The following is a 26,984-nucleotide window of genomic DNA, read 5'->3' on the forward strand; positions in this document are numbered from 1 at the left end:
CGCACTGCGCGTCTGGCCCGATCGAGGCGGCGGCAAACCTCGCCCCGGGGGGTTTGGGCGGGGCCATCCCGGCTAGCCGCCGGATATGACACGTCTATCGATGCACATTCCGGACCACCCGCTGTGGCGGCAGCTGCGCGCGGCGATGGACGCACCGGCCGGCTGGCAACAGTTGGACGGAGCCTCGGACGCCGTCCAGCGCGCAGTCCGGGCACTGCCGCTCCGGCCGCCGGCCCGCGATCTGCTGCACGGCCGCCAGCTCGGTCACCCGCTGCACCCGGCGCTGGTCCTGGTACCGGCGGGCTGCTGGCTGGCGGCGGGCCTGCTGGACCTGACCGGCGGCGACGCGCGGGCCGCCCGCCGGCTGATCGGCATCGGGTTACTGGGGGCCGGCCCGGCGGCGCTTGCCGGATGGGTGGACTGGGCCGACCTGACACCCCCGCAGCGGCGCACCGGCCTGGTGCACGCGCTGTCGAACACCAGCGCGGTCCTGCTGTACTCGGGCTCGCTGCTCGCCCGGACAGGCGGACGGGAGGTCCGGGGGCGGGCTCTCGGCCTGGCCGGGCTGCTGGCCGTCTCCGGGGGCGCCGCCCTCGGCGGTCATCTCGCCTACCGGCATGCCGTCGGGGTCAACCATGCCGAGGCGGTACCGCGCCTGGTACCGGCCGGCTGGCACTCGCTCGGCCCGGTGGACGACTTCCCGCCGGGCGAGACGACCCGCCGGATGGTCGGCGAGGTGCCCGTACTGGTCGTCCGGACGGAGAGCGGCTGCCGGGTGCTGGCCGATCGCTGCAACCACCTCTCGGGGTCACTCTCCGAGGGAACGCTGGTGGACGGCTGCGTACGGTGCCCGCTTCACGGGAGCACCTTCCGCCTCAAGGACGGTGCGGTGGTCCGGGGCCCCGCGACGGCCCCGCAGCCGGCCTTCGAGACCCGGGTGACCTCGGGAGCGCTGGAGGTCCGGCTGCCCGGATAAGCAGGATGGGGCATCCCAGGGGCGCGTGCGCGTGGGGGAGAACTGCGTGAGGCGGGAGGGCACAGGCCGCACAGGCCGTTGCCTTCCGCCTCGCGCAGTTCCCCGCGCCCCTGGTAGTGCAACTGGCTCGGCTGCCTGACTCCTGGCGGAGCTCAGCGAGCCGCCAGCGCCGGGATCACCCCACCGGCCAGTACCGCCGACCGCTGGCGGCCGGACAGCCGGTGGGTCACCCGGTACTCCTCGCCCTTGGTGACGTTGCTGACCAGCAGCTGCGGTTCCCGGTCCGCCTCGAGCGCCGCGTGCAGGCCCCCGAGCCGCAGCTGGTCGCCCTGGGCGATCCGGCCGTAGTCCGCCGGGTCGGCGAACTCCAGTGCCAGGACTCCGAAGTTGGCGAGGTTCTGCCAGTGGATCCGGGCGAAGGACTTGGCCAGCACGGCCCTGAGGCCCAGCAGTCGCGGGGTGATCGCCGCGTGCTCGCGCGAGGAGCCCTGTCCGTAGTTCTCGCCGGCCACGATCAGATGCGTCCCCGCCCGGCGGGCCCGCTCGGGGTATCCGGGATCGATCCGGGTGAGGGTGAACTCGGCCAGCCTCGGCAGGTTCGACCGGTACGGCAGGGCCTGTGCGCCGGCCGGCGAGATCTCGTCCGTGGAGACGTCGTCGCCGACCTTGAGCAGTACCGGGCCGGCCAGCTCGTCCGGCAGCGGGTCGAGCGTGGGCAGGGCCGAGATGTTCGGCCCGCGGACCAGCTCGACGTGCGCTGCCCGCGAGGGCGGCAGCGGCGGCTCCAGCATCTCCCGGTTGACCGAGACCTCGGTCGGCAGGTCGAGCCGGGGCGGCCCGACGTCCTCGCGCAGCGCCCACGCCCGGGGATCGGTGATCACCCCGGTCAGTGCGGAGGCGGCCGCCGTCTCGGGCGAGCAGAGCCAGACCGAGTCGTCCGCGGTGCCGGAGCGGCCGGGGAAGTTGCGCGGGAAGGTGCGCAGCGAGTGGCGCCCGGACGCCGGGGCCTGCCCCATGCCGATGCAGCCGAGGCAGCCGGCCTGGTGGATGCGGGCACCGGCGGCGATCAGGTCGAAGGTCACGCCGGTCCTGGTCATGTCCTGGAGGACCTCGCGCGAGCTGGGGTTGACGTCGAAGCTGACCCGACCGGAGGTCTGACGTCCCTTCACCATGGCGGCGGCCACCGCGTAGTCGCGCAGGCCGGGGTTGGCGGAGGACCCGATCACCACCTGACCGATCCTGGTGCCGTCCACCTCCCGTACGGGCACCACGTTGCCCGGTGAGGTCGGCATGGCGATCAGCGGTTCGAGGGTGGCGAGGTCGATCTCCTCGGTCAGCTCGTAGCCGGCGCCGGGCTCGGCCACGAGCGGACGGTAGTCCTCCTCGCGCCCCTCGGCGCGCAGGAAGTCGCGTACCGCCTCGTCGGCCGGGAACACGCTCGCGGTGGCGCCGAGCTCGGCGCCCATGTTGGCGATGACGTGCCGGTCCATCGCGCTCAGCCCGGCCAGCCCCGGGCCGTGGTACTCCAGGATGCGGCCCAGGCCGCCCTTGACCCCGTGCCGGCGCAGCAGCTCGAGGATGACGTCCTTGGCGCTGACCCAGTCCGGCAGTGCACCGGTCAGCCGGATGCCCCAGATCTGCGGCATCCGCAGATGCAGCGGCTCGCCCGCCATGGCCAGGGCCACGTCGAGGCCGCCGGTGCCGATGGCGAGCATGCCGAGCGCCCCGGCGGCGCAGGTGTGCGAGTCGGAGCCGATCAGGGTCTTGCCGGGGATCCCGAAGCGCTGCATATGGGTGGGGTGCGAGACCCCGTTGCCGGGTTTGGAGTACCAGAGGCCGAAACGGTGCGCGGCGGAGCGCAGGAAGAGGTGGTCCTCGGCGTTGCGCTCGTCGGCCTGCAGGATGTTGTGGTCGACGTACTGGACGCTGAGTTCGGTACGCACGCGGTCGAGGCCCAGGGCTTCCAGCTCCTGCATCACCAGGGTGCCGGTGGCGTCCTGGGTGAGGGTCTGGTCCACCCGCAGGGCGATCTCCTCGCCCGGGACCATCCGGCCCTCCTGCAGATGGCCCTCGATCAGCTGGTGGGCCGCCGTCCTCGGGCCGGTCACGCCGGCCGCCTGTGCCGGCCGGGGCTCGTGCGAGCCATCATCCAGTGGCCGGCCAGCCCGATGAGGGCGACGAAGGTGGCGAACCAGACGATGCCGAACATTGCGCGCATGAATGTCGAGTGGACCTGGACGCCCACGGCCAGCAGGCCGAGCGAGAAGGCGAGCAGCACCACCACCGTGGAGCCCCGGACCCCGCACAGTGCCAGCCAGGCGCGGCGCAGCGGCCCCGTTTTCGTCGTGCTCGGCCGCTGGTCGAGCCTCGTGTCCTCCCGCTGGTCCATCGGGATCGCCTCCAGGATCCACCGCTCGGACCGGGTCAGGCGGGCCGGTCGGTCACCGGCGCCTCGGAACTGCCCGGGGGCGGGGTCTGTCAGGCGGGTGCCCGGCCCGGCCCGCTTCTAACGTCACCCGGCGCACGCCTCCGGCGCGGTGCCTCCGGGCGTGAGCTCCGGTTTCACCGCGCGGGACGCGGACATACGCTCGGTAGCGGCGACGGACGCCAGAAGGAGGCACGGCCATGACCGACAGCCTGGCGCTGGATGTCGACCGGATCCGCAAGGAGGCCCTGCGGACTATGGCTGCGGGCCCGGCGACCAGCCCGTACGGACTCGACACCGAGCGGGTGGTCAGCGTCCTCAACGACGTGGTGGCCACCGAGGTGGTCGGGTGGCTGCGCTACACCCGGCACGCGATCACCGCTCGTGGCACCGACCGGTCCCAGGTGAGCACCCTCTTCAGCGCCCATGCGGACCACGAGATGCAGCACGCCGTGCGCGTCGCCGAACGGATCGCCGAGCTCGGCGGGCAGCCGAACTTCGACCCCGCCACCCTCGCCCAGCGCGCCCACACCGACTACTCCGTCCCCGACGACGCCGCGCTCAAGGCCATGCTGGAGCAGAACCTGCTGGCCGCCCGGATCGTCATCTCGGCCTACCAGGAGATCGCCCGGTGGCTCGGTGACCGCGATCCGACCACCCGCCGGCTGATCGAGTCCGTGCTCGCCGAGGAGGAGGAGAACGCGGACGCCCTGGCCACCCTCCTGGCGGCCTGACCGGGAGCCGGCCATGGACCGACGGCCCGCCGAGACGGGAGGCTCGGAGCAGGAACCACCCCGGCGGCACGAGACCCCGTACGAGCGGGCCGACCGCCGCTGGTCGGAGATGCTCCAGGAGGTACGCGTCGCCCAGACGGGTGCGCAGATCCTGTTCGGCTTTCTGCTGAGCGTCGCGTTCACCAATCGCTTCGCGGAACTCGGAACCTTCGACAAGACCCTCTACGTGATCACGGTCGTCCTCGGCGCGCTGGCCACCGGCACGCTGATCGCCCCGGTCTCCTACCACCGGCTGCTCTCCGGGCACCGGCTCAAGCCTCAGCTGGTCCAGGCCGGCGGGAAGCTGATCTCCGCGGGCGTCACCCTGCTGGCCGTCACGGTGGGCGCCTCGCTGCTGCTGCTCCTGCACGTGGCCACCGGCAGCGGCACGGCCTGGGCCATCACGGCCGCGGTGATGGCCTGGTTCACGGTCTGCTGGCTGGTGCTGCCCTGGCTGCTCGTCCGCAGCCAGTCCCGGCGGCGCTGAGAGAGGCTCCGCCAGCAGGTGCACCGATCAGGATCGGGTATCCCAGGGGCGCGGGGAACTGCGCGAAGCGGGAGGCTGCAGGCGGCACCTTCTGATCTCGCGCAGTTCCCCGCGCCCTGTGGTCGGCCCGCTGCCATACCGGCTGGCGGATGCCCTCAGCGCCTGAGCTCCGGCAGTACCCGGTCCCGGTAGAAGTCGAAGAACCCCTCGTAGCCGGGGCCGGTCTGGCCGACGTAGACCTCGTCGAACCGGGCCTCGACGAACGGGCGCAGCAGCGCCAGGTGCTCCTCGGGGTCGTCGCCGCAGACGCCCGCATCGGCCACCATCTGCTCGGTCACCAGCCGGCTCGCCTGCTCGAAGTGCCGTGGTGTGGGCAGGATCTGGGCCAGTTCACCGGGCAGCAGCTCGGTCGGCCAGAGCCGGTGCCTGGTCCGGACCGCCTCCTGGCGATCGGGGCCCCAGCAGACCTTGGCGGTACCGATCACCGGCCGGCCCTCCCCGCCGGCGTGCCGGAACGCCCGGACCAGCTCGGGGTCCGGGGTGGCGGTGATGAAGCCGTCCCCGATCTGCGCCGCGAGCTTCGCCGCCTTCGGGCCGAAACCGGAGACGTGGATCGGCAGCCCACCCTCCGGAGCGGTGTAGAGCCGGGCGTTCTCCACGGTGTAGTACCGGCCGTGGTGGTTCGTCAGCGCGCCGGTGAGGAGCCGGCGCATCACCGCGACCGCCTCGGCCAGCATCTCGGCCCGGACTTCGTACGACGGCCAGACCGTCCCGAGGATGTGCTCGTTGAGCGCCTCACCGGTGCCCACCCCGAGCCGGAACCGGCCCGAGGTGAGGACGCTGGAGGTCGCGGCCGCCTGGGCGATCACCGCCGGATGCACCCGCACGGTCGGGCAGGTCACCAGCGTGGTCACCGGCAGCGTGCTGACCTGGGACAACGCCCCGATCAGGGACCAGACGAACGGGCTGCTCCCCTGCTCGTCGTTCCAGGGGTGGAAGTGGTCGGACACCCCGAGGTGCGTGAACCCTGCCCGCTGGGCGAGCCGGGCCTGCTCCAGCAGCTGGGCCGGGGTGAACTCCTCGGAGCACAGGTAGTAACCGAAGGCTGTCACCACGCATCTCCCGTATGTGGCGCGCGCTGCTCCATGAAGCGCGGCTGCCCGGGACCGGCGGACGGAAACCTCGGGCCGGCCCGCGCTCTCAGTCGCCCTCCGGCTGCCGGAGGGCCTCCTCGACGGTGTCGTACACCCGGAGGACCTCCTGGACGCCGGTGATCTCCAGCATGCGGAAGACGATCGGCCGGGGTGCCACCAGCACCAGGCTGCCGCCCGCCTCCTCGGCGGTGGCCTGCGACCGGAGCAGCAGGCTGAGGCCGGTGGAGTCGCAGAACTCCAGGCCACCGCAGTCGACCACCAGCCGGCCAGGGGCCTCGAGGAGGGCGGAGTCGAGCGCCGCACGGAGCGGTTCGAGGCTGTCCTGGTCGAGTTCGCCCTCGGGCCGCATCACGACGCCGAGCGCCGAGACGCTCACCGACACCGTCAGCTGCCCGGCACCGGCCGTCCCGGCCTCACCTGCGGTGTCACGGTCCATCGGCTCGCTCCTCCCGATCACGCGGGCCTCACCAAATCCACCATAGGCCCGCCGCACCCCTGGGCCGCGACGCCGCTTCGCAGCGCTTCACTCCACTGCGACGCCCTTTCGACAGCGCCTCCCGAGGAATTCCCGGCGGGCCTCGGCGCGTGACACCGGCGACGCGCCCGCGAGTGTGCAGCCTGGTGGGGACCGACAGGAGGGTCTCCACGATGGCCATCACACCGCGGGGCACGGGGCGTCCGCCCGGCACCCGGCACCCCCGCCCCGCCCAGGCAGCCGTGGTGTGGGCATGAGCCACCGGCCCGGCGAGCCGGAGCCGGGCGGGCAGACCGGCAGCCGGCGCCCGTCGGGCGGTCGGCGGGTGCTCCGGAGCCGGGGCCCTCGGGCCGTCGTACGGGCGGTGCCGCGCTCCCCGGGCGCCCCGCCGGTTCATGCCGGACTCCGGCAGGCGGCCGACTACGCGTGGCGCCTGCTGGTCGTCGGGGTGGCCGTCTACGCGGTGGTCAACATCCTGGGGCGCTTCCAGCTCATCGCCGTCGCCATCTTCCTGGCGCTGGTCATCACCTCGGTGCTGCGGCCGCTCGCCGACCTGCTGGCGCGCAGGCTTCCGCGCGCGATCGCCGTGCTGATCTGCCTGATCGGCGCGCTGGTGGTGCTGGCCGGTCTGCTGTCCCTGGTCGGCAATGCGGTGGCGGGCGAGGCGGCCACGCTGGGGCGGGAGTTGCAGGGCGGCCTGACCCGGATCGAGCGGTGGCTGCAGGGGCCGCCGTTCCGGGTCAGCGCGGGGACGGTCTCCGGCCTGCGGGGAAAGATCTCCTCCTACATCAGCTCGCATCGCTCGGCACTGATCAGCACCGCCGTCAGCGGGGCCGGCCGGCTCGTCGAGGTGGCGACCGGCGCCGCGCTCTCGCTGTTCTGCTCGCTGTTCTTCCTGTACTCGGGCGACCGGATGTGGCTCTGGTCCCAGCGGCAGCTCCCGCCCGGAGCCCGACAGCCCTGGGACCGGGCGGGGAGAGCCGCCTGGCGCACCTTCGCCGGCTACACCCGGGGGATCGTGATCGTCGCCGCGACCAATGCGGCGCTGGTGGGCATCGCGCTGTTCGCGCTCCAGGTGCCGCTCGCGCTGCCGCTGACGCTGCTGGAGTTCTTCGCCTCCTTCGTGCCGCTGATCGGCTCGCCGGTCGCCATGGTGGTCGCCTCGGTCGTCGCGCTGGCCGCCCGCGGCCCGGTCACGGCCATCATCGTCCTGCTGCTGATCGTGGTCATCGGCCAGATCGAGGGGCATGTCCTGCACCCGCTGGTGATGAGCTGGGCGGTCAGCCTGCACCCCGTGGTGGTGGCCGTCTCGGTACTCGCCGGCGGAATCGCCGCCGGCGTGGTGGGGGCGGTCGTGGCCGTTCCGGCGGTGTCGGTGATCTGGGCCGTGATCAGCGAACTGCGCACTCCGGCGCCTGCCGAGCCCCCGCCCGAACCCGTTCCCGGAGCCGGTGACGGCTGAGTCTTCAGCGCTCGGCCACCGTGGCGTGCACGATCTTGCCGGTGCCGGTGGGGACCACCCGGAATCCGCGGCTCAGGCCGTTCACCACGCGCAGCCCGTACCCGGCCGGTTCGGGCACCCGGCGCGGTTCCGGCAGGCGCGGGCTGGTGTCCTCCACGGCGACCTCGACCGTGCCGCTCCCGGTGACGCTGACCGTCAGGCGGCAGGGCCCGGGGGCGTGACGGCACGCGTTGCCGACGAGCTCGCTGACCACGAGCACGACGTCCTGTCGGGTGTCCTCGGCCGGCCCGGGCCCGGCGCCGTCCCCGAGACCGGCCAGGAACCGCATGGTCACCCGGCGGGCCGTCCGCGCCGAACCGGGGCGCCCGTCGAGATCAAGGCTGAAGGCCGGAATCCCGGACACTCCCACGGAGATCATCTCCCGACTCCGCTGTCGTTCGTACCCACTCGGCCGGTGGTCAATCACCCGCCGGCCGGCCGTGTCAGCCGCACGGGCCCGGGTAGGCGCACGATGAGGCACCCACACGGTGCGCGAGCTCCTGCCTAGGACCAGCTGTACGAGGAGGCGAAGCACCGCGCATCAAGGGCCGTTCAAAGATGAACAAGAAGCAGCTCGCCCAGGCCCTGGGCTGTTGAGAGGCACGACCATGAGCATCCCGGTCCCCAAGGACCCCGACACCCGGCCGCCGATGCCGGAGCCTTTCCCGAACCCGCACCCGAATCCAGACCCCTGGCCGGACGGGGAGCCGACCCCTACGCCGCCCCTGCCCGACCCCGCCCCCGACCCGGCACCCGTCCCCCCGACTCCGGACCCGGACCCGGCACCCCCGCCGTCGCCGGAGCCGTACCTCTGACACCTCCTGCCCACAGCGACCAACCGATCGGATCGGGTCACCCCAGGGGCGCGGGGAACTGCGCGAAACCGGAAGGCGACGACCCCTGCCCTACCGCTTCGCGCAGTTCCCCGCGCCCCTGTGCCTGGCCCGTTGCCTCACCTACTGCGCCCCCGGAGGGCCGACCGGTACGCCTATCCCTGCTCAGCGCGCGACCAGCACGTCCCGCACCGCATCGGCCGCGAACACGGCACCGGAGGTGAGTTCCAGGGTGAGCCCGGCGGACTCCGGTGCGTCCAGCAGCGCCAGCAGGACGTGCGCCACGTCGTCTCGCGGCACCGAGCCGAGCGGCAGCGGCGGCTGCGCCAGCCGTACCAGCCCGGTGCCCGCGTCGTCGGTCAACGGGCCCGGGCGCAGCACCGTCCAGTCGAGTGCACGGGCCCTGAGGTCGTCCTCGGCGGCGGCCTTGGCGCGGAGGTAGGCGGAGAACTCCTCGTCCATCCCGGGTACGCCCGCGCGGTCCAGGCCCATCGTGCTGATCATCAGGTACCGGCGGATCCCGGCCAGTTCCGCGCCGTCGGCGAGCAGGGCGGCGGCTCCCCGGTCCACGGAGTCCTTGCGGCCGCTGCCGCTGGCCGGGCCCGCGCCCGCCGCGAAGACCACGGCGTCGGCGCCCCGCAGATGGCCGGCCAGGTCCTCCGCCGGGATGGTCTCGAGGTCGCAGACCACGGGCCGGGTGCCCAGCGCCTCCAGGTCGAAGGCCTGTTCGGCCCGGCGGATCAGCCCCGTGACGGAGTCGCCACGCGCGACGAGCAGCCGTTCCAGTCGGAGCGCGATCTTGCCATGGCCACCGGCGATCACTACATGCATGCAGTCGACGCTACCCCGGGCATGCCGTGAGTCCGTGCAGCGCCACGGCCCGGACCCGCCCTCTACCGGGCGGGCCCGAGCGCCGCGGTGACGGAACGTCAGTCGACCGGAGCCTTGTCGCGCAGGACTTCGATGAAGGCGCGCATCCAGCCGGGGTGGTCCGGCCAGGCGCGGGCGGAGACCAGCACACCGTCCACCACGGCCTCGCCGTCCTCGAAGCCGGCCCCGCCCGCCAGCACATCGGGCTCAAGGGCCGGGTAGGCGGCCGTACGACGGCCCGTCAGCGATCCGGCGGCCAGCGTGATCAGCGGACCGTGGCAGATCTGCGCCACCGGCTTGTCGAGCTCGAAGAAGTGGGTGACGATCCGCTGCACCTCGGGGTTGTTGCGCAGGTACTCCGGCGCGCGTCCGCCCGGCAGCACCAGAGCGGCGTACTCCGCCGGGTCGACCTCGCCGAAGGCCAGGTCGGCCGGCCAGGTGTAGCCGGGCTTCTCCGTGTAGGTGTCGAAGCCGTCCACGAAGTCGTGGACCACGAACTGCAGCGTCTTGCGGGTGGGCGCCGCGATGTGCACCTCGTACCCTTCCTCGCGCAGGCGCTGGTACGGGTAGAAGACCTCCAGCGACTCCGCCGCGTCGCCGGTGACGATCAGGATCTTGGCTGCCATGCCCGGGTACGTCCTTTCGTCCGCCCACCCGATGTGGGCCCCGCCTCACCCTGCCGCGCGGCGGACCACGGAGCAATGAGGCGCGCGCCCCCGCCCTGCCCCGCGCCCCACCGATGCACCCGTGCGCCACCGCCGGTCCCGCCGACGGCTCTCCGCGCGCGCCGGGGCCGCCCGCCGCCTACCGTGCTGAGCAGGGCCGTCACACGCAGGAGGTCGTCATGCCGAGTTCGCAGGCCGTCGAGTCCGTCACCGTCGCCAACCTGCGGGATCTGGGCGGTATCCCGCTGCCCGACGGCGGCCGGGTACGGCCGGGTACGGTCTTCCGCTCCGGACAGCTCGACCGGCTCGACCTGGCCGGCGAGCCCGCCTTCGCCGCCCTCCGGCTGCGTACCGTGGTGGACCTCCGTACGGAGTACGAGCGCACGGCCCGGCCCGACCGGATGCCCGGCGGCGCGCACCTGCTGGTCGCGGACGTGATGGCGGACTCGGCCGGCTCCGGAGCCGCCTCCCGGCTGGGCGCCGCGATGGCCGATCCGGCCCTGGCCAACCGCACCTTCGACGGCCGCCGCGCCCAGCAGGCCCTGATGGACGACTACCGCGCCTTCGTCACCAGCGCCTCCGCCCGCGCCGCGTACAAGCAGCTCCTCACCGCCGTCGCCCGTCCCGAGGGCGGGCCGCTGCTGTTCCACTGCACGGCGGGCAAGGACCGGACGGGCTGGGGTGCCACGCTGATCCTCCTGCTGCTCGGCGCGGATACCCGGACCGTCGAGGCGGAGTACCTCTCCGTCGCTCCCGCGGTGAAGGCCGCCTTCGCGCCCGTGATCGAGGCTTTCATCCGCGCGGGCGGCAACCCGGAGATCGCCGAGGCGATCCTCACCGTCCGCCCGGCGTACCTGGCCGCCGCCCTCGACACGATGACCGACCTCTGGGGAGATGCGGAGAGCTACGCCCGCGCCGGGCTCGGCCTCAAGGACGAGACCCTGGACGCGCTCCGCGCCCGGCTCATCGCCTGAGCCACAGCCGCCCGTCCCGCCGCGACCGCCCCTTCCGGTCGCGGCGGTTTGACGTTCTCGGCATCACGGGGATACCTGTCCATGACAATTCTTTGCGAGGCTCCCAACGGTCCGTCCACCCCACTGGAGGTCCCGTGTCCCTCAGCCTGCACGTGTCCGGCTCGGCCCGCTCCCGCTTCGGCTCGCGATTACGACACTGGCGCCGCCTGCGCGGGCTCAGCCAGGCGGAGCTCGGCCGGCGCCTCGGGTACGACGACTCCCACATCAGCCGGGTCGAGAACACCCGCCGCTGGCCACCCGCGGGAATGGCCGAGCGGATCGACGAACTTCTCGGCACCGACGGGGAGTTGGCAGAGCTCTGGCCGCAGGTCGAGCAGGAGCGGCAGCGGCTCGCCCAGCGCGGCCGCGCCCTGGCCACCCCGGCTCCCGTCGACGGCATGGAGCAGCTGCTGGACGCCTACCGCGCCGCCGGGCAGGCGATGGGCGGCCGCGCCCTGGTCGACGTCCTGGAGCATCACATCCGCCTGATCGCCCGCCAGCAGCGCGGCGCGCAGCCGGCGGCGCGGGCCCGACTGTCCTCCCTGGCCGCCAGATACGCCGAACTCGCGGGCTGGGCCCGCTTCGACGACGCCGAGTACGGGCGGGCGCTCGTCTGGTACGAGCACGGGCGTGAGTTCGCCGCCTCCGCCGGGGACTCCGGGACGACGTGCCTTCTCCTGGCCCGGCAGAGCGCGGTGCACTGGTCCTGCGGCCACTCCGCCGCCGCGATCGCCTCGGCCGCGGCGGCGTACGAGACGGCACGCGGACGGCCCGCCCTGCAGGCCCGCGCAGCAATCGCCCGGGCCCGCGGCCTTGCACTGGCCGGTGACCGCTCGGGCACCCAGCGGGCACTCGAGGAGGCGGCCGCGCTCACCGAGGCGGCTGCCCGGAGCCGAGCCGCGCAGCGCTGGGCGGGCGAGGCCGACGCGGTGCTCTCCGTCGCACACGGCACCTGCCACCGGGACCTGGCGGTGCGGACGGGCCGCCGCGCGCACGCCCGGGCCGCGGTCACGGGCCTGCTCGACGCCCTGGCCCAACTGCCCGTCGAGAAGGATCACTTCAGAGCCCTGGTGACCGCCCGGCTGGCCGGCGCGTACGCCTGGGCCGGCGAGCCCGAGGCCGCGGCCGCGACGCTGGGACGGGTCGCGGAGAGCACCGGCGGGCGGGTGGCGCAGGAACGGCGGCAGGCCGAGGCCTGGCTCGCCCGCCACCGCGTCTCGGCCTGACGGCACCGACGCCGTGGTGCCCCCTCCGGGGAGGGGGCACCACGAGGTCACGGTCAGAGCTTGGCGGCCGCCGCAGCGATGGCCGAGGCGTAGGTGCTCACCTGGGTGTACACCCCGGGGTAGCCGGCCTCCGCGCAGCCCTGGCCCCAGCTGGTGATGCCGACCTGGATCCAGCTGCCCGACCCGTCACGCCGGAACATCGGGCCGCCGGAGTCACCCTGGCAGGTGTCCACGCCGCCCGCGTCGACATAGCCGGCGCAGATCGAGGCGTTGGTGACCAGGCCCGGGTAGGCCGAGCTGCACGTGGAGTCGTCGACGAAGGGCACGGTCGCCTTCTGCAGGTAGCGCTGCTGGCCGCCGCCCTCCCGGGTGGCGCCCCAGCCCGCGATGGTGAAGGTACCGCTGTCGTAGGCGCTGCTGGTGGCTATCGGCAGCGTGGTGACCGAGCTGCTGGTCACCGGCGAGGCCAGCTTGATCAGCGCCCAGTCGTTGCCGTTCTCCGCGCCGGTGAAGGACGGGGACTGGTACACGTACGTGGACTTGACCTTGATCGCGCTGCCGCTCCTGAGGTCCACCACGCCCACGGTCGCGGTGATGCCCGTGTTGGACCCGGTGCCGTCGACGCAGTGGGCCGCCGTCAGCACGATCTGCCGGGTGTACAGGGCACCGCCACAGCCCATCGAGAGCCGCACCATGAACGGGAACTCTCCCTGGCTCGCCCGCGTCCCGCCCACCACACTCGGCGACGGCGAGGAAGCGGCCTGCGCGGGGAGCACCAGGGCGCCGACGGCGAAGACCGCGCTCGCCGCCACCGTGAACCAACGTGCCAGCTGACGTCTCATCTGTTCCTCCTTGACAGGTACCTGAGGAATCAGCATCGAGGCGCGCACACCCGGTCCGACAGGGGCCGGGCCCTGCCATCGGAATCTGGCAGAACGCCGGCGCCGATCGGGGTGCAATCGGCCCCCGACAGGAGCAGGATCGGGGCGTGGAAGCAGAAGAGCAGGGCGCGGGCACCCTACGGCTCGGTACGACGCAGGGGCGGTGGGTACTGCTCGCGACGGTGCTGGGCTCCGGCATGGCGATGCTCGACGGCACGGTGGTGAACGTCGCGCTCCCCCGGATCGGCGTCGACCTCGGCGCCTCCATCGCCGCACTGCAGTGGACGGTCAACGCCTACCTGCTCACCCTGGCCGGTCTGATCCTGCTGGGCGGCTCGCTCAGCGACCGGTACGGGCGGCGGCGGGTCTTCCTGATCGGTGTCTGCTGGTTCGCGACGGCCTCGGCGCTGTGCGCGGCGGCGCCGAACATCGAGCTCCTGGTCCTGGCGCGCGCCCTGCAGGGCGTCGGCGGCGCACTGCTCACCCCTGGTTCGCTCGCCATGCTGCAGGCGACCTTCCGGCCGGACGACCGTTCAGGGGCGGTCGGCGTCTGGGCGGGCCTGGGCGGCGTGGCGGCGGCGGTCGGCCCCTTCCTCGGCGGCTGGCTGGTCGGCGGTCCCGGCTGGCGGTGGATCTTCCTGCTCAACGTCCCGCTGGCCGCCGTGGTCGTCGCGGTGACGGCGCGTCACGTACCGGAGAGCCGGGACGAGACCGCGAGCGGCCACTTCGACGTACGGGGCGCGGTGCTGGCGGCGCTGGCCCTCGGCGGCGTCACGTACGCACTCACCGAGGGCGGCCGGGGGCTGTCGCTGCTGGCCGGCGTGGCCGGGCTGGTGCTCGGCGTCGTCTTCGTCGCGGTCGAACGGCGCAGCCCCGACCCGATGCTGCCGCTCGAACTGTTCTCGTCCCGGCTGTTCACGGCGGTCAACGTGGTGACGCTGTGTGTGTACGCGGCCTTCAGCGGGGTGTTCCTGTTCCTGGTGGTGCAGCTGCAGATCGTCTCGGGCTTCACACCGCTGGCCTCCGGCTTCGCGCTGGTGCCGATCACGCTGCTGATGCTCGCGTTCTCCGGCCGGGCCGGGAAGCTGAGCCGCCTCGTCGGCCCGCGACTGCCGCTCTGCCTGGGGCCGCTGCTCTGCGCGGCCGGGGTGCTGATGATGCTGCGGATCGGGCCCGGCGCCTCCTACTGGACGGACGTGCTGCCGGCCGTGGTGGTCATGGGCATGGGGATCACGGTGCTGGTGGCGCCGCTGACGGCGACCGTGCTGGCCGCTGTGGAGGTGCGCCGGGCGGGCATCGCGAGCGGGGTCAACAACGCCGCCGCCCGCGCCGCCGGACTGCTCGCGGTGGCGGCCCTGCCCGCGCTGTCGGGCCTGAGCGGCGAGGCGTACCAGGTGCCGGCCGAGGTGGACGACGCCTTCCGGACGGCGATGCTGATCTGCGCGGGCCTGCTGACGGCGGGCGGCCTGCTGGCCCTGGCGACCGTACGCACCAACGTACTGGACCACGAGGAGCCCCTGGCCGAGCCGGACTGCGAGTGGTACTCCGGGCCGCCCACCCCACCGCTCGACCCCGGACACGAGTGCCCCGACGGCGCCGCCCACCACAGACGGGCGGAGCCTTCGGGGCACTAGAGCTGCTTCCTACAGGGGCGCGGGTGGGCCGAGCCTCAGAGGATGTCGCCCGGGGCGTACTTCGCGGCCTCCGGGTGCGCGGCGGCGACGGCCTCGACACGGCGGACGACCTCGGCGACCTGGGCACCGGCCGCGCCGGTGAAGGAGAGCCGGTCGGCGAGCAGCGCGTCCAGCGCGGCCCGGTCCAGCGGGATCCGGTCGTCGCTGCCGAGCCGGTCGAGCAGCGCGTTCTCCCGCGCGCCCTCGCGCATCGCGAGCGCCGAGCCGACGGCGTGCTCCTTGATGACCTCGTGCGCGGCCTCCCGGCCGACGCCCGCCCGCACCGCGCCCATCAGGACCTTGGTGGTGGCCAGGAACGGCAGGTAGCGGTCCAGCTCGGCCTCGATGACGGCGGGGAAGGCGCCGAACTCGTCGAGGACGGTCAGGAAGGTCTCCAGCAGGCCGTCGAAGGCGAAGAAGGCGTCCGGCAGCGCGACCCGGCGGACCACCGAGCAGGAGACGTCGCCCTCGTTCCACTGGTCGCCGCCCAGCTCGGCGGTCATCGACGCGTACCCGCGCAGGATGACGGCCAGGCCGTTGACGCGCTCGCAGGAGCGGGTGTTCATCTTGTGCGGCATCGCGGACGAGCCGACCTGGCCGGCCTTGAAGCCCTCGGTGACCAGCTCGTGCCCGGCCATCAGGCGGATGGTCTTGGCGAGGCTGGACGGCGCGGCGGAGAGCTGGACGAGGGCGGAGAGCACCTCGAAGTCCAGCGAGCGCGGGTAGACCTGGCCGACGCTGGTGAGCACGTTGTCGAAGCCGAGGTGGCCGGCGACGCGCTGCTCCAGCTCGGCGAGCTTCTCGGCGTCCCCGCCGAGCAGGTCGAGCATGTCCTGGGCGGTGCCGACCGGGCCCTTGATCCCGCGCAGCGGGTAGCGGGCGATCAGCTCCTCGAGGCGGTTGAAGGCGACCAGCAGCTCGTCGGCGGTGGTCGCGAAGCGCTTGCCGAGGGTGGTGGCCTGGGCGGCGACGTTGTGCGAGCGGCCGGCCATGACCAGCTCGGCGTGCTGGGCGGCGAGCCTGCCGAGGCGGACGAGCACCGCCACCGTACGGTCGCGGACGTGCTCCAGGGACTGGCGGATCTGCAGCTGCTCGACGTTCTCGGTGAGGTCCCGAGAGGTCATGCCCTTGTGGATCTGCTCGTGACCGGCGAGCTCGCTGAACTCCTCGATCCGGGCCTTGACGTCGTGCCGGGTGACCCGCTCACGGGCGGCGATCGAGTCGAGGTCGACCTGGTCGACGACCCGCTCGTAGTCGGCGACGGCGGTCGCGGGTACCTCGATGCCGAGGTCCTGCTGGGCCTTCAGGACGGCGAGCCACAGGTGGCGCTCGAGGACCACCTTGTGCTCGGGGGACCACAGCTGGGCCAGGGTCGCCGAGGCGTACCGGGAGGCCAGGACATTGGGGATCTGGGGCTTCGCGCTCACGCTTCGCAAGCCTAACAGTCGAGGTCAGCCCCGCTCGCGGCGGCTCGACCGCTGCCGCCGCGCGCGGCTCAGCGTATCGAGCTCCGCAGCAGCCGGACGTACGGGCTCCAGCGGGCCGGGCGGCGGACCGTGCCCGTGACGGCCCGCTCCGCACGGTCGAGGCTGTCCTCGAGGCAGGCGTCGTGCAGTCGGCGGAAGGCCAGCGGCCAGGTCAGCCGGGCGGGGCCGCGGGCCTTCATGGCGAGGGTGTGGCGCAGCGTCGTACCGCCCCCGTCCGTCGCGTGGACGGAGTACTCGTGGAAGCCGTGGAAGCCGCGCGGTCCGGTGAAAGCGAAGCGCACCCATCGGCCGGGCACGTACGCGGCCACCGTGTAGCGCACCGGCCCGTGCCCTCCGGCCGAGCCCGCCGCCAGGCCCCCGTCCAGGCGCATCGGGGGCCAGTCCGGGACCGGCCAGAGCACGTCGTCCTCGCTCGCCAGGCTGTCGAGGAGTGCGCCGACCTCGTCCTCGGTCGCCGGGAGTACGCGTTCGTGGATGTTGAGCACCGCCATGGCGGCCTCCCCGTCGTTTTGGAGTGGTCCATCCAATTCAATTGGAGAGTACTCTCCATTACATGGCGAGGCCACCCCGGTACGACGAATCCGTTCTCCTCGACGCGGCCGTGCGACTGGCGGCAGCGGCGGGGCCTGCTGCGGTGACGATGGCGGCGGTCGCCAAGGAGAGCGGCGCGCCCAACGGCTCGGTGTACCACCGGTTCCCGCAGCGCGTGGTGCTGCTGGCCGAGCTCTGGCTGCGCACCGTCGGCCGGTTCCAGGAGAGTTACCTCGCCGCGCTCGACTCCGCGCCCGAGCCGCACCGGGCCGCGGCGGCGGCCGCCCGCCACGTCGTCTCCTGGAGCCGGGCCCACCCGCAGGAGGCCTCCCTGCTGCTCCACGGGCCGGACGAGTTCGGCCGGGACGAGTGGCCCGAGGAGCACACCCGGCGCGCACAGCACGGCAACCGCCGGGTGTTCGGCGCCGTCGCCCAGCTCGCCGAGAGCCTCGGCGCCACCACCGCCGTGGAGGCCGAGCGCATCTCCCTGGCCGTCATCGACCTGCCGCTCGCCATCGTCCGCCGCCACCTGCGCAACGGCCGGCCCCTTCCCGGCCACGCCGAGGAACTGGCCGAATGCTGCGTCGCCGACCTGATCGGAGACGGCCTGATCGGAGACGGTGGGCCCTAGTCACGACCTGGGGGTGTGCGTGCGTACCGCCATCGCCGCCCAGAAGCGGCGGAGCTCCTTGCAGGTCATGCCCTGCCAGGGAGCGCGCCTGCGGCCCAGCACGGGTATCCAGCCGCGGTGCGAGCCCAGCAGCGCCTCCTGCTGCCGGCAGAACACCTCACGCAGTTCGGCGCGAGGCCGCTCGCCCTTGGGCGGGTACGGGCAGAGTTCGAACGGGCAGTCGCGCAGGCAGGTGTTCCCCGGCTCGGCGACCTCGGCCATGCCGATGGTGCGCTCGGGCTGGAGCGGCCTGCGGTCCTTGGTCAGGCACGGCGGCAGCGAGTTGCGGTTCGCCCGCTCCAGGCGGGTGTCCAGCTCCTCCGGCTCACCGTTGCGTTCGGTGAGGTTGATGAGCAGCAGGACGTCCGCGAGCAGCTGCTGCGCCCGGGGGTCGAGCGTGGTCCAGCCGACCGACGACGGGATCCAGAGATTGTGCTTCCGGTAGAACTGCGGGTCGCCCGGGCACGATCCGACGTTCTCCATCGCCCCCTTCTCGTCGATCCAGATGTACTGCTCGGGGCGGCCGGTCTCCAGCGCCAGGACGGCCAACCGCGCCGCGCGGGCGACGAACGGGTGCAGCCGCTCGCCCTTACGGCCCTGGTCCTCCACGCGGCGATCGACGGCAGCCCGGTCGCTGCCGGCCATCCGGAGCCAGCGCTCCACCGCGTCCTGCGGATCGGCCTTGGGGTGGCGCCATCGGACGGAGCCGCTGCTCCGGTTCTCGCCCGGCGGCGTCCGCCCGGTGTGGTCGGGCAGCTCCCACAGGCACAGCGCGTGGATCAGGGTGAGCTGGGAGAACCAGAACCGGGCCCGGGCCAGCATGGTCTCCGCCTGCTCGACGAGATACTCGCGTGCCTCGTTGTTGGTGTCCGGGTGGCGCCGGCGGCGGTTGGCGGCGCTCTTGAAGCCCTGTGCAAGGGCAATCTCGAAGGAGAGCGGCAGGTCGGCACGGCCGCTCGGGGACATCGCCGGGTCCAGGTGCTTCAGCCACAGGCTCAGGCGCTCCTTTGCCTCGCCCCGGCGCTCGACCCCGACCGACCCCACGATCATGGGAACCAGCCAGGCCCGGGTGGCGTACTCGCGCCACTTCTCCCTGCGGAGCTCCTCGACCTTCTGCACATTGCTCGGGTACTGGGCGCGCCGGTCGGCCAGGTCGGGTCCGGGCCGGATCGTCGCGTCGCTGTGCAGACGCTCCAGCGTCCGGTGCTCCTCCATGACCTGCTTGTACTGCTCCACCGGGTCGTCGCCCTCGGTACGGCGCTCCGAACGGAAGAGTTCCCGGAGCATGTCGAAGGCGGTGTCACCGCCGGCCCCGATCTCCTGAGCGATCGCCAGCCGCAGCGCATAGGACGGCTCCTGGGTCGCGAGCTTGAAGAATTGCTTGTAGGCCGGTTCGCCCGATGCGACCGGCCACTCCTTGGCGTCCGCCAGCCGGCTGATCTCCCGGAGCACCTCGCCGAACCGGTGGATGAGGCGGCCCCTCGCCTCGTCCAATGTTCTCCGATCCCCTGACATGATGTCCGACCAGCTGCCGCGCAGATTGTTGGCGATCTTCCCGTGAATCGACACCGGTCTGTCCGGCATGAACTGCTGCGCGTGGAGATCCACCTCCAGCGCCGCGGCGTAGAGGTCGAGCGCCTTGGCGTCCTTGCGCCTGTTGGCCGCCTTCAGGAGCTTCCGCGCGGTTTCGTCGGTCGCCGACCTTTCGTCTGCGCAGGATCTCAGGACGAGCGCGATCAGCAGCTCGCGCCCGAGCCGGTCCCCGCGGAGTGAGGTGTCCAGCCCGTCGGGCACCTCACCCAGGTACCGGGACCCGAGATAGGCCTGGATGATGCTGTGCGGGAAGCGGATCCGGTCGCCGAGCGACTCGACCAGGCCGAGCTGCTCCCCTCGGGAGGCATACAGGGCCAGCAGACTCTGACAGCGGCCGAGGTCCATGTCGAGCAGGGCGCTCAGCTTCTTCTGCAGGACTCCGACCGGGCCGGCGAGCTCCTCGCTCGGCTTGGTCAGTTCGTTGAAGCCCACTTCCAGCCGATCCTGCAGCAGTCCGATGGTGGCCAGGATGGCGATCGTCTCGACGGTCTTCTTGCGCTCGTCCTCGGGGAGCGCGACCTCCTCCCGGAGGTGCCCCTTGACCAGTGCCTTCTCCCAGGCCTCGAGCAGGCGCAGCCTCAGCGTCGAACTGTCGCCGCTCCGGGTGTCGAGCTGATCCCAGATCTTGCCCCGCTCTATGTGCTCCAGCAGATGGTGCCGCCGCAGCTGCCGGGCGAGCTGCATGTACAACGGCGACTCGGAGACCACGGCCGTCTCCACGATCCAGTCCAGCCGGTGGCTGTCCGGGTCGGGGTCGTCGCTGGTGAGGTAGTCCAGGGCCGCCTCTTCGGAGAGCGGTTCCAGATCGATGATCGAGGCCTGGGTCTCCTCCAGCGGCGCGTGCGGCCGCGAGGCGATGACGAGCGGGAGCTTCTGCCGCTCCGCCCGTTGGATGGCACGCCGGATGGCGTTGTCCCGGTCCCGCTTCTGATCGTCCGAGGTGAGGGCCTCCTCCAGGCCGTCCGCGAGGACCACGGCCCGGCCGTCACTGCACAACTGCCGCCAGACCTTCGCGCACTGCTCGCCCGACAACAGCCCGCCGGGGTCGGCCTCCTCGTAGAACCGCTGCTGCGCGAGCTCGCGGAAGTCCAGTTTGGCGCCGTCCGTACCGACGTCCCGGAGCCGGACCGGAATGGGCACCCGCCCGTTCTCGGCCAGCATCTGGGTGAGCTGGACGAGCACCGCGGTCTTACCGGCACCCACACTCCCGACGAGCAGACACGGCCGCCGGTTGCGGCGGTCACGCAGCACGTGGGAGATGACCGTGCACAGCTCCCTGCGGCCGACCACCTGCTCGACGCCCTTGCCCGCGGTCGTCACCAGCTCGCTCGGCCGGTGCTTGGCCTTCCTAACGATCGGCCGCCTGATCTTCCAATAGCGATAGAGCAGGAAGGCGGTGGTCGCCAAGGCCAAGGACAGGAACGGCGAGACGAATCCGAGGACGACACCGCAGGCACCGCCGGCGTCCGAACAGCGTCTCTCGATGACGCCCTTCCGGCCCTCGACGATGCTGTACACGGAATATCCGATGAAAATCAGGAAGATCAGCGCAGGGAGCATCTCGAGGTATTTCCGGACGGTGTACCAGGAGAAGGGGAATCCGCCCCGGACCACCTTCCGCCGCGCCACCAGGCGCAGGTGGGCCACCCGCACGAAGCGCCGGATCCGCCTGGCGATGGCGTGCGCCAGCCGCCGCAGACGGACCAGGCGAGGTGCAGCGCGCGGTTCGACCTTTCCCCCTGGCTGCCGCGTGGCGTTGCTCATCGTGATATCCCATGGCGTCCGGAGAACAGAACACGGGTCATCCGAAAAAAGATGCAGGTGTCACTTGGCGTGTCCGCTCGAGAATCTGAGCGCGCCTCAGTTCCATCGAAACACCGATCAGGCGGGATGTAAACCAGATGATCTCGCCATGCGGATGAAACCGTCCCGGTCAGCGACCCGTCAGCAGGGGCAGGACCTGGCGGCAGAGGGAGTCCAGGGCGATCCGCTGGTCCTCGTCGAGGGAGGCGAAGGCCTCGTGGGCGCGGGTCATGTCGTCGCGGATCAGGGTCAGCACCTCGTGGCCCCGGTCGGTGATCGCGACGATCTTGACGCGGCGGTCGCTCGCCGCAGCCTCGCGCCGAGCGAGCCCGAGGGCCTCCAGCCGGTCCACGATGCCGGTGACGTTGGAGGCGTCACAGCCCAGCCGCCCGGCCAGCGCCCGCATCGGCACCGGTACCTGGACCGCCTTGAGCGCCTTGGCCTGTGAGGAGTTCAGCCCGTGCCGGCCTGCGGCCGCGGCGAAGTCCTGGAAGTAGGCGGCGCCGACTGCTGCCACCGTCTCCATCAGATCGGCGGTGGTCGGTGCGGTGGTGGTCGCTGTGGGGCCCATGGTCGCCAGGGTACGCACAACTGCTTCAGTTACTCCAGCTTTGACCGGGGCAAGCAGCAGCTGCCTCAGAGCACCAGCTGCTCGAAGAGCCGTCGCAGCTCGGCCTCCGGGTCGGCCGTCAGGCCGGTGTGCACCGGCCCCGGCTGGACGACCGCGCTGCGCGGCGCGGTGAGCCAGCGGAACCGCTGCCCGGGGCTGTCGGCGGCGGCCGGTCCCGCCTCCCGGCCGCCCGAGCAGACGGCCTCGATCCCGTACAGCGCCCGCCGGACGCCCGCGACGTCCGCCACCGGGTCCAGGGCCAGCAGCCGGGCCTGGTCGAGATGGGTGCGGGCGCCGAGGTGCGCGTTCTGCCGGCAGTAGAGGAGCACCCCGATGTTGATGCACTCCCCCCGTTCGACCCGGGGCACGGCCCGGATCACCGCGTACTCGTAGTCGTGCAGTCGACTCGTCACGAGGGCACCTCCGGCAGCCAGTCGCGCGGGCCCGCCAGCCGGGCCGTCAGCTGGGCGGTGTACGCCTCCCGCACCGCCTCGGCCGTCTCGAAGCCGGGCTCGTCCAGCAGCCACTCCTCCGGGATCGCCGCCACCGCCCCGGCCAGCGCCGCCACGGCCTGCGGGGCCAGCTCGTCGTCCGCGGCCTTGAGGTCCGGCGCGGCACGCAGCAGGGCGTGGTCGGAGGCGTCGTACGGCTTCCTGGTCCAGCCGGCCGCGCCTGCCCAGTGGTGGTGGAAGATCAGGCTGGCGCCGTGGTCGATCAGGCGCAGCCCGCCGGTGGCGACCAGCAGGTTGGGGTTGCGCCAGGAGCGGTCGACGTTGCCGATCAGCGCGTCGAACCAGAGCACCCGCCCGGCCTGCGCCGGGTCCACGTCGAAGCAGAGCGGGTCGAAGTTGAGCGCGCCGCTGACGAAGGCCATCCCCAGGTTCACACCACCGCTGGCCCGGATCTGGTCCTGGATCTGCTGCTCGGGCTCGCTGCGGGCCAGCACCGGATCGAGGTCGAGCCGCACCAGCTCGGGCACCGGCAACCCGATCCGCCGGCCCAGCTCACCGGCCAGCACCTCGGCGATCAGCGCCTTCCGGCCCTGCGCCGCGCCGGACCACTTCAGTACGTAGAGCCGGTGGTCGTCCGCCTCGACCAGGCCCGGCATCGAGCCGCCTTCTCGCAGTGGCGTCACATACCGGACCGCCGTCACCTCGGGGAGCACCCGCCCACCCTATCGATTCCTCGGCCACCCGCTCGCCCGCATCCCCCCTGCGCGGCGCTGCGGTGGCAGCGCCCCGGGGACCGTGCGAGTGTGGCGAACAGTTGTCCTGGTACGGCACGGACCAGCACAGGTAAGGGAAGAACGATGGAGCGACCTCGGATCCTGATAGTCGGCGGTGGCTTCGCCGGTCTGGAGTGCGCACGCCGGCTCGAGCGCAAGCTCGCATCCTCGGAGGCGGAGATCTCCCTGGTCACGCCGTTCAGTTACCAGCTCTATCTGCCGCTGCTGCCGCACGTCGCGGCCGGGGTGCTGACCCCGCAGTCGGTGGCGGTCTCGCTGCGCCGCACGCTGCGCCGCACCCATATCGTCCCGGGCGGTGCGATCGGCATCGATCCGCGCTCCAAGGTCTGCGTGGTCCGGAAGATCACCGACGAGGTGGTGGCGGAGCGGTACGACTACCTGGTGCTCGCGCCGGGCAGCGTGACCCGCACCTTCGACATCCCGGGCCTGACCGACTACGCGCGCGGGATGAAGACGCTCGCCGAGGCGACGTACGTCCGTGACCATGTGATCGCCCAACTCGACCTCGCCTCGGCCACGCTGGACCAGCACGAGCGCGAGTCCCGGCTGCAGTTCGTGGTGGTCGGCGGTGGCTACGCCGGCACCGAGACGGCGGCCTGCCTGCAGCGGCTCACCACCGCCGCGACCAAGCGCTACCCGCGTCTGGACCCGCGCCAGATCAAGTGGCACCTGATCGACATCGCCCCCAAGCTGATGCCCGAACTGGGCGACAAGCTGGGCAGCACCGCTCTGCAGGTACTGCGGGAGCGCGGAATCGAGGTCTCGCTCGGCGTCTCGGTCGCCGAAGTCGGCGCGGAGTCGGTGAAGTTCACCGACGGCCGGGTGCTGCCGAGCCGCACGCTGATCTGGACGGCCGGCGTCGCCGCCAGCCCGCTGATCGGCACCCTGGACGCGGAGACGGTCCGGGGCAGGATCGCGGTGACGGCCGAGATGCGGGTACCGCAGTTCGAGGGCGTCTTCGCGCTCGGCGACGCGGCCGCCGTACCGGATCTTGCCAAGGGGGACGGCGCGGTCTGCCCGCCGACCGCCCAGCACTCGGCCCGTCAGGGACGGGCGGTGGCCGACAACCTGGTGGCGGCGCTGCGCAACCAGCCGCTGGAGCCGTACTACCACAAGGACCTCGGCCTGGTGGTCGACCTCGGCGGCAAGGACGCGGTGTCCAAGCCGATCGGCGTCGAACTCAAGGGAATCCCGGCCCAGTTGGTCGCCCGCGGCTATCACCTGATGGCGATGCGGACCAACGCCGCGAAGTTCCGGGTCGGCGCCAACTGGCTGCTCAACGCCACCGCCGGCGACGACTTCGTCCGGACCGGCTTCCTGGCCCGACAGCCCGCCCGGCTGCGCGACTTCGAGTACACCGACGCCTATCTGACGAAGGATCAAGTCCGCGCGCACGCCCAGGCCCTGCTGGCAAAAGGGTGAACCATCCTCCGCTGATCGTACCGGCGCTCCCGTCCTGACCTGGGCGGGAGCGCCGACACGCGGGCGGGGCGCTTCGTGTACGGGAGACAGGCGGACCGCTAGCCTCCGGCGCCATGCACCCTGTCTCTCTGCCCCGCCGCCGTGCCGTCCTCGGAGCCGCCGCCGTGGCCACCGCCGGCGCGGCCGCCAGCCGGCCCGCCCGTGCCGCCGATCTGCCCACGGACGCCGCGATCGCCAAGGAGGTGCGGGACGAGTTCCTGCACTGCTGGGAGGGGTACAAGCGGGCCGCCTGGGGCTACGACGAAGTCCGGCCGGTCTCCGGCGGGCGGCACGACTTCTTCGCCGGCGGCCACACCTTCGGGCTGTCGATCGTCGAGGCGCTGGACACCCTCTGGCTGATGGAGCTGGACGACGAGGTGAAACTCGCGGCGGACTGGATCGAGGCGCACTTCGACCCCACCGTCGACGCCGAGGTCCAGGTCTTCGAGGTGGTGATCCGCCTGGTCGGCGGCCTGCTGGCGGGCTATCTGTGCACCGGCCGCCCGAAGCTGCTGTCCCTCTGCAGGACACTCGCCGACCGCCTGCTGCCGGCCTTCACCAAGTCCCCCACCGAGATGCCGTACCGCTACGTCAACCTGCGCACCGGCGCGGTCTCCGGCGCCACCAGCCCGCTCGCCGAGATCGGCACCAACCTGGCGGAGTTCGGTGTGCTCTCCCGGCTGACGGGTGACGACAAGTACTGGAGCAGGGCCAAGCGCGCCAGCCTGGCGGTGGCGGCGCGGCGCTCCTCGCTGGGGTTGCTGGGCACCACGCTGAACGTGGAGTCGGGGCGCTGGACCGACACCACCTCGTGCGCGCCGAACCCTCCGGTGGACTCCTTCTACGAGTACCTGTGGCTGGGCTCCCAGCTCTTCGACGACCAGGAACTCCGGGATCTGTACCGGCTGTTGACCAATGCCGTGCTCAAGTACCAGCTGGTGCGCCCGAACGGCTACACCTACTTCCGGCAGGTCGACTACGCGAGCGGCAAGGCGCTCGGGCACGCCCAGTCGGAGCTGGGCTCGTTCTACGCCGGGCTGCTCGGCAAGGGCGGCGACCTGTCCACCGCCCGCGAGTACTACCGCTCCTGGACGACGACGCTGGACACCTTCCGGGTGCTGCCCGAGGCCTTCGACTACGAGTCCGGGAAGATCCACAACGCCCGCAACGACCTGCGGCCCGAGTACGTCAACTCCTCCCTCGACCTCTGGCGGCTCACCGGGGACGTGGAGTTCAAGCAGAGCGCGTACCGCTACCTCCAGGGGCTGAAGTCCAACCTCCGGGTGGCCGGCGGGTACACGGTGGCCGAGGACGTCACCACCTCCCGGATGCGGCTCGGGGATCTGACGCCGGGCTACCTGTTCGCGGAGAACTTCAAGTACCTGTACCTGATGTTCGCGGCGGCGCCGCGCTTCGACTACCGCACCGGTCTGCTGTCGACCGAGGGGAAGCTGCTGCGCGGCGCCGTGCGCACCTGACGGTCACTTGGCGAGCAGGTACATCCCGGTCGCGTCCTGGCCGGCCGTGTTGCGGCAGCTGTAGTTGCCGGAGGGCTTGGCGTACATCAGGGTCAGGCAGCGGCCGACGGCGAGCTGACCGTAGTAGTTCGGGTGCATGGACTCCTGGGTGGTGCCCTGCGGGCTGCTCAGGCCGGCGTCCACGAAGCGTGCCCACTCGCTGGTGGTGGCGGAGGGCGCGGTGGTCGGGGTGGCGAGGCGGGAGGCCGTGGCGCAGACCTCACGTCCCTGCAGCATGTCGCGCAGGTCCATGAACTGCACGCCCTTGGCGGCCGCGACCCCGGCGAGTGCGTCGGAGATCTGCGGGACCATCGAGTCGCGGGCCCAGTCGGCGTCGCCGTCCCAGAACGGGCAGCCGCCGGTGTCGGCCCGGCTCCAGCCGCTCTCGGGGTAGCGCATCTCGGTGCTGCGCGGGATCGGGGAGGGGTAGGACTGCAGCACGATCCTGTAGTCGCCGGAGGCGTAGCCCGCGGCGGACATCACGGCGCGGATCTCGTCGATCGACTTGCCGACGCCGGCCATCGCCGCGGGCATCTTGGCGTCGATGGCGGTCTGCTGGTCGTCGTTGCAGTAGGAGTACCAGATCAGGTAGTCCTTCACGCAGGTCGCGATCACGTCGGCGAAGCCGAGGTCGTTGCCGCCGATCGAGAGGGTGATCAGCTTGACGTTGTTCTGCGCTGCGACGGTGGCGAGCTGGTCCGCCTGCGGGGCCTCGCCCTTGTAGGACTGGCCGCCGTTGGCGGCGCGGAAGACGTTGGCGGTCACGGCGCCCGAGCAGGCCAGGTTGATCTGGGTCTGGGTACCCACGGGCGCACTGCGCACCTCGGCCGAGTCCGAGCGGTCGCACCCGCTCGCATACGTGCTGCCGTAGACGCGGGTGGGGTCGTACGTGCTGCCGGTCCAGGACCGGTCGGTGCCGTCCCGGGCACCGCTGGTGGTGTCGCTGTTGCCCTTCCAGCGACCGGCCTCTCCGGAGATGTAGCTGTCCCCCATCGAGACGCTGGCGGTCGGGCCGGTGGCGGCCTCGGCGGGGGTGGCGAAGGCGAGCAGCGAGCCGGCGAGGGCCGCTGTGGCAAGCAGGGAGGTAAGTCTTCGACAGCTCTTGAGCACGGCG

At 72.3% G+C, this 26,984-nt stretch carries 25 protein-coding genes; 10 read left to right on the forward strand and 15 right to left on the reverse strand.

Annotation, left to right across the window (positions count from 1 at the left end):
• Positions 1 to 85 precede the first annotated feature (85 nt).
• On the forward strand, positions 86 to 976 hold the full coding sequence (locus tag FB465_RS04460) for a Rieske (2Fe-2S) protein (RefSeq protein WP_246192504.1): 891 nt from the start codon (positions 86 to 88) through the stop codon (positions 974 to 976).
• 152 nt (positions 977 to 1,128) lie between these two features.
• Here the strand turns inward: FB465_RS04460 and FB465_RS04465 are convergent, their stop codons facing one another.
• Together FB465_RS04465 and FB465_RS04470 are read right to left on the reverse strand one after the other, a co-directional pair.
• The gene (locus tag FB465_RS04465; protein ID WP_246193123.1) at positions 1,129 to 3,024 is read right to left on the reverse strand and encodes an aconitate hydratase; all 1,896 of its coding nucleotides are present in this window, start codon (positions 3,022 to 3,024) and stop codon (positions 1,129 to 1,131) included.
• Between the two features lie 56 nt (positions 3,025 to 3,080).
• Entirely contained in the window at positions 3,081 to 3,365 is a 285-nt protein-coding gene (locus FB465_RS04470) for a hypothetical protein (RefSeq protein WP_145787785.1), read from the reverse strand.
• A 236-nt stretch (positions 3,366 to 3,601) separates the two neighbouring features.
• Between FB465_RS04470 and FB465_RS04475 the strand changes: the two genes are divergently transcribed.
• Together FB465_RS04475 and FB465_RS04480 are read left to right on the forward strand one after the other, a co-directional pair.
• Positions 3,602 to 4,135, forward strand: coding sequence for a ferritin-like domain-containing protein (locus FB465_RS04475; RefSeq protein ID WP_145787788.1), 534 nt, complete (start codon positions 3,602 to 3,604; stop codon positions 4,133 to 4,135).
• A 13-nt stretch (positions 4,136 to 4,148) separates the two neighbouring features.
• Positions 4,149 to 4,661, forward strand: coding sequence for a DUF6328 family protein (locus tag FB465_RS04480; RefSeq protein ID WP_145787790.1), 513 nt, complete (start codon positions 4,149 to 4,151; stop codon positions 4,659 to 4,661).
• 155 nt (positions 4,662 to 4,816) lie between these two features.
• Here FB465_RS04480 and FB465_RS04485 read toward each other — a convergent pair whose 3' ends face one another.
• Together FB465_RS04485 and FB465_RS04490 are read right to left on the reverse strand one after the other, a co-directional pair.
• Positions 4,817 to 5,773, reverse strand: a complete 957-nt coding sequence (locus FB465_RS04485; protein WP_145787792.1) for a TIGR03557 family F420-dependent LLM class oxidoreductase — start codon at positions 5,771 to 5,773, stop codon at positions 4,817 to 4,819.
• 88 nt (positions 5,774 to 5,861) lie between these two features.
• Positions 5,862 to 6,251 (reverse strand): STAS domain-containing protein, encoded by a 390-nt coding sequence (locus FB465_RS04490; RefSeq protein ID WP_145787794.1) that lies wholly within the window; start codon positions 6,249 to 6,251, stop codon positions 5,862 to 5,864.
• Positions 6,252 to 6,543: 292 nt separating this feature from the next.
• Between FB465_RS04490 and FB465_RS04495 the strand changes: the two genes are divergently transcribed.
• Positions 6,544 to 7,752, forward strand: a complete 1,209-nt coding sequence (locus FB465_RS04495; RefSeq protein WP_145787796.1) for an AI-2E family transporter — start codon at positions 6,544 to 6,546, stop codon at positions 7,750 to 7,752.
• A gap of 4 nt (positions 7,753 to 7,756) precedes the next feature.
• Here the strand turns inward: FB465_RS04495 and FB465_RS04500 are convergent, their stop codons facing one another.
• The 3 genes from FB465_RS04500 to FB465_RS04510 all read right to left on the reverse strand — a co-directional run bounded on the left by FB465_RS04500 (position 7,757) and on the right by FB465_RS04510 (position 10,120).
• Positions 7,757 to 8,170 (reverse strand): ATP-binding protein, encoded by a 414-nt coding sequence (locus FB465_RS04500; RefSeq protein ID WP_145787798.1) that lies wholly within the window; start codon positions 8,168 to 8,170, stop codon positions 7,757 to 7,759.
• A gap of 619 nt (positions 8,171 to 8,789) precedes the next feature.
• Positions 8,790 to 9,455 carry an SDR family oxidoreductase gene (locus FB465_RS04505; RefSeq protein ID WP_145787800.1) on the reverse strand — a complete coding sequence of 222 codons (666 nt, stop codon included), beginning with the start codon at positions 9,453 to 9,455 and terminating at the stop codon, positions 8,790 to 8,792.
• A gap of 98 nt (positions 9,456 to 9,553) precedes the next feature.
• The gene (locus tag FB465_RS04510; protein WP_145787802.1) at positions 9,554 to 10,120 is read right to left on the reverse strand and encodes a DJ-1/PfpI family protein; all 567 of its coding nucleotides are present in this window, start codon (positions 10,118 to 10,120) and stop codon (positions 9,554 to 9,556) included.
• 218 nt (positions 10,121 to 10,338) lie between these two features.
• Between FB465_RS04510 and FB465_RS04515 the strand changes: the two genes are divergently transcribed.
• Positions 10,339 to 11,133: a tyrosine-protein phosphatase gene (locus FB465_RS04515; RefSeq protein ID WP_145787804.1), complete on the forward strand. Its 795-nt coding sequence runs from the start codon at positions 10,339 to 10,341 to the stop codon at positions 11,131 to 11,133.
• A gap of 134 nt (positions 11,134 to 11,267) precedes the next feature.
• Positions 11,268 to 12,398, forward strand: a complete 1,131-nt coding sequence (locus FB465_RS04520) for a helix-turn-helix transcriptional regulator (protein WP_170290499.1) — start codon at positions 11,268 to 11,270, stop codon at positions 12,396 to 12,398.
• Between the two features lie 53 nt (positions 12,399 to 12,451).
• Here FB465_RS04520 and FB465_RS04525 read toward each other — a convergent pair whose 3' ends face one another.
• A complete protein-coding gene (locus FB465_RS04525; RefSeq protein WP_145787808.1) occupies positions 12,452 to 13,240 on the reverse strand; it encodes a S1 family peptidase in 789 nt (262 codons plus the stop codon).
• Between the two features lie 146 nt (positions 13,241 to 13,386).
• Between FB465_RS04525 and FB465_RS04530 the strand changes: the two genes are divergently transcribed.
• Positions 13,387 to 14,913, forward strand: a complete 1,527-nt coding sequence (locus tag FB465_RS04530) for an MFS transporter (RefSeq protein ID WP_246192505.1) — start codon at positions 13,387 to 13,389, stop codon at positions 14,911 to 14,913.
• Positions 14,914 to 14,948: 35 nt separating this feature from the next.
• On the opposite strand, the gene purB is transcribed toward FB465_RS04530, so the two are convergent.
• Complete coding sequence (gene purB, locus FB465_RS04535; RefSeq protein ID WP_145787810.1) at positions 14,949 to 16,379, reverse strand: adenylosuccinate lyase; 1,431 nt, start codon at positions 16,377 to 16,379, stop codon at positions 14,949 to 14,951.
• A 68-nt stretch (positions 16,380 to 16,447) separates the two neighbouring features.
• A complete protein-coding gene (locus FB465_RS04540; protein WP_145787812.1) occupies positions 16,448 to 16,930 on the reverse strand; it encodes an SRPBCC family protein in 483 nt (160 codons plus the stop codon).
• A gap of 62 nt (positions 16,931 to 16,992) precedes the next feature.
• Here FB465_RS04540 and FB465_RS04545 point away from each other — a divergent pair, with 62 nt between their 5' ends.
• Positions 16,993 to 17,601: a TetR/AcrR family transcriptional regulator gene (locus tag FB465_RS04545; protein WP_145787814.1), complete on the forward strand. Its 609-nt coding sequence runs from the start codon at positions 16,993 to 16,995 to the stop codon at positions 17,599 to 17,601.
• Here FB465_RS04545 and FB465_RS04550 read toward each other — a convergent pair whose 3' ends face one another.
• From FB465_RS04550 to FB465_RS04565, 4 genes are all read right to left on the reverse strand, one after another.
• Positions 17,602 to 20,997 carry an NACHT domain-containing protein gene (locus tag FB465_RS04550; RefSeq protein ID WP_145787816.1) on the reverse strand — a complete coding sequence of 1,132 codons (3,396 nt, stop codon included), beginning with the start codon at positions 20,995 to 20,997 and terminating at the stop codon, positions 17,602 to 17,604.
• A 169-nt stretch (positions 20,998 to 21,166) separates the two neighbouring features.
• The gene (locus FB465_RS04555) at positions 21,167 to 21,607 is read right to left on the reverse strand and encodes a MarR family winged helix-turn-helix transcriptional regulator (protein ID WP_145787817.1); all 441 of its coding nucleotides are present in this window, start codon (positions 21,605 to 21,607) and stop codon (positions 21,167 to 21,169) included.
• A 65-nt stretch (positions 21,608 to 21,672) separates the two neighbouring features.
• Complete coding sequence (locus FB465_RS04560) at positions 21,673 to 22,059, reverse strand: DUF3037 domain-containing protein (RefSeq protein WP_145787819.1); 387 nt, start codon at positions 22,057 to 22,059, stop codon at positions 21,673 to 21,675.
• Positions 22,056 to 22,811 carry a HipA family kinase gene (locus FB465_RS04565; protein WP_145787821.1) on the reverse strand — a complete coding sequence of 252 codons (756 nt, stop codon included), beginning with the start codon at positions 22,809 to 22,811 and terminating at the stop codon, positions 22,056 to 22,058. Before FB465_RS04565 ends, FB465_RS04560 begins: the two co-directional genes overlap by 4 nt.
• A gap of 144 nt (positions 22,812 to 22,955) precedes the next feature.
• Between FB465_RS04565 and FB465_RS04570 the strand changes: the two genes are divergently transcribed.
• Positions 22,956 to 24,314 (forward strand): NAD(P)/FAD-dependent oxidoreductase, encoded by a 1,359-nt coding sequence (locus FB465_RS04570; protein ID WP_145787823.1) that lies wholly within the window; start codon positions 22,956 to 22,958, stop codon positions 24,312 to 24,314.
• A 113-nt stretch (positions 24,315 to 24,427) separates the two neighbouring features.
• Positions 24,428 to 25,831, forward strand: a complete 1,404-nt coding sequence (locus FB465_RS04575) for a glycoside hydrolase family 47 protein (protein ID WP_145787824.1) — start codon at positions 24,428 to 24,430, stop codon at positions 25,829 to 25,831.
• Positions 25,832 to 25,834: 3 nt separating this feature from the next.
• Here the strand turns inward: FB465_RS04575 and FB465_RS04580 are convergent, their stop codons facing one another.
• Positions 25,835 to 26,980, reverse strand: a complete 1,146-nt coding sequence (locus tag FB465_RS04580) for a GDSL-type esterase/lipase family protein (protein WP_246192506.1) — start codon at positions 26,978 to 26,980, stop codon at positions 25,835 to 25,837.
• Between the last annotated feature and the right edge of the window lie 4 nt (positions 26,981 to 26,984).

Origin of the sequence: Kitasatospora atroaurantiaca (genome assembly GCF_007828955.1) — a bacterium.
GTDB classification, from domain to species: Bacteria; Actinomycetota; Actinomycetes; order Streptomycetales; family Streptomycetaceae; genus Kitasatospora; species Kitasatospora atroaurantiaca.

Coding starts and splice junctions, on each gene's coding strand:
- FB465_RS04460 (WP_246192504.1), top strand. CDS start 86: ATGACACGTCTATCGATGCACATTCCGGACCACCCGCTGTGGCGGCAG.
- FB465_RS04465 (WP_246193123.1), bottom strand. CDS start 3,024: ATGGTCCCGGGCGAGGAGATCGCCCTGCGGGTGGACCAGACCCTCACC.
- FB465_RS04470 (WP_145787785.1), bottom strand. CDS start 3,365: ATGGACCAGCGGGAGGACACGAGGCTCGACCAGCGGCCGAGCACGACG.
- FB465_RS04475 (WP_145787788.1), top strand. CDS start 3,602: ATGACCGACAGCCTGGCGCTGGATGTCGACCGGATCCGCAAGGAGGCC.
- FB465_RS04480 (WP_145787790.1), top strand. CDS start 4,149: ATGGACCGACGGCCCGCCGAGACGGGAGGCTCGGAGCAGGAACCACCC.
- FB465_RS04490 (WP_145787794.1), bottom strand. CDS start 6,251: ATGGACCGTGACACCGCAGGTGAGGCCGGGACGGCCGGTGCCGGGCAG.
- FB465_RS04495 (WP_145787796.1), top strand. CDS start 6,544: ATGAGCCACCGGCCCGGCGAGCCGGAGCCGGGCGGGCAGACCGGCAGC.
- FB465_RS04500 (WP_145787798.1), bottom strand. CDS start 8,170: ATGATCTCCGTGGGAGTGTCCGGGATTCCGGCCTTCAGCCTTGATCTC.
- FB465_RS04505 (WP_145787800.1), bottom strand. CDS start 9,455: ATGCATGTAGTGATCGCCGGTGGCCATGGCAAGATCGCGCTCCGACTG.
- FB465_RS04510 (WP_145787802.1), bottom strand. CDS start 10,120: ATGGCAGCCAAGATCCTGATCGTCACCGGCGACGCGGCGGAGTCGCTG.
- FB465_RS04515 (WP_145787804.1), top strand. CDS start 10,339: ATGCCGAGTTCGCAGGCCGTCGAGTCCGTCACCGTCGCCAACCTGCGG.
- FB465_RS04525 (WP_145787808.1), bottom strand. CDS start 13,240: ATGAGACGTCAGCTGGCACGTTGGTTCACGGTGGCGGCGAGCGCGGTC.
- FB465_RS04540 (WP_145787812.1), bottom strand. CDS start 16,930: ATGGCGGTGCTCAACATCCACGAACGCGTACTCCCGGCGACCGAGGAC.
- FB465_RS04545 (WP_145787814.1), top strand. CDS start 16,993: ATGGCGAGGCCACCCCGGTACGACGAATCCGTTCTCCTCGACGCGGCC.
- FB465_RS04550 (WP_145787816.1), bottom strand. CDS start 20,997: ATGAGCAACGCCACGCGGCAGCCAGGGGGAAAGGTCGAACCGCGCGCT.
- FB465_RS04555 (WP_145787817.1), bottom strand. CDS start 21,607: ATGGGCCCCACAGCGACCACCACCGCACCGACCACCGCCGATCTGATG.
- FB465_RS04570 (WP_145787823.1), top strand. CDS start 22,956: ATGGAGCGACCTCGGATCCTGATAGTCGGCGGTGGCTTCGCCGGTCTG.
- FB465_RS04575 (WP_145787824.1), top strand. CDS start 24,428: ATGCACCCTGTCTCTCTGCCCCGCCGCCGTGCCGTCCTCGGAGCCGCC.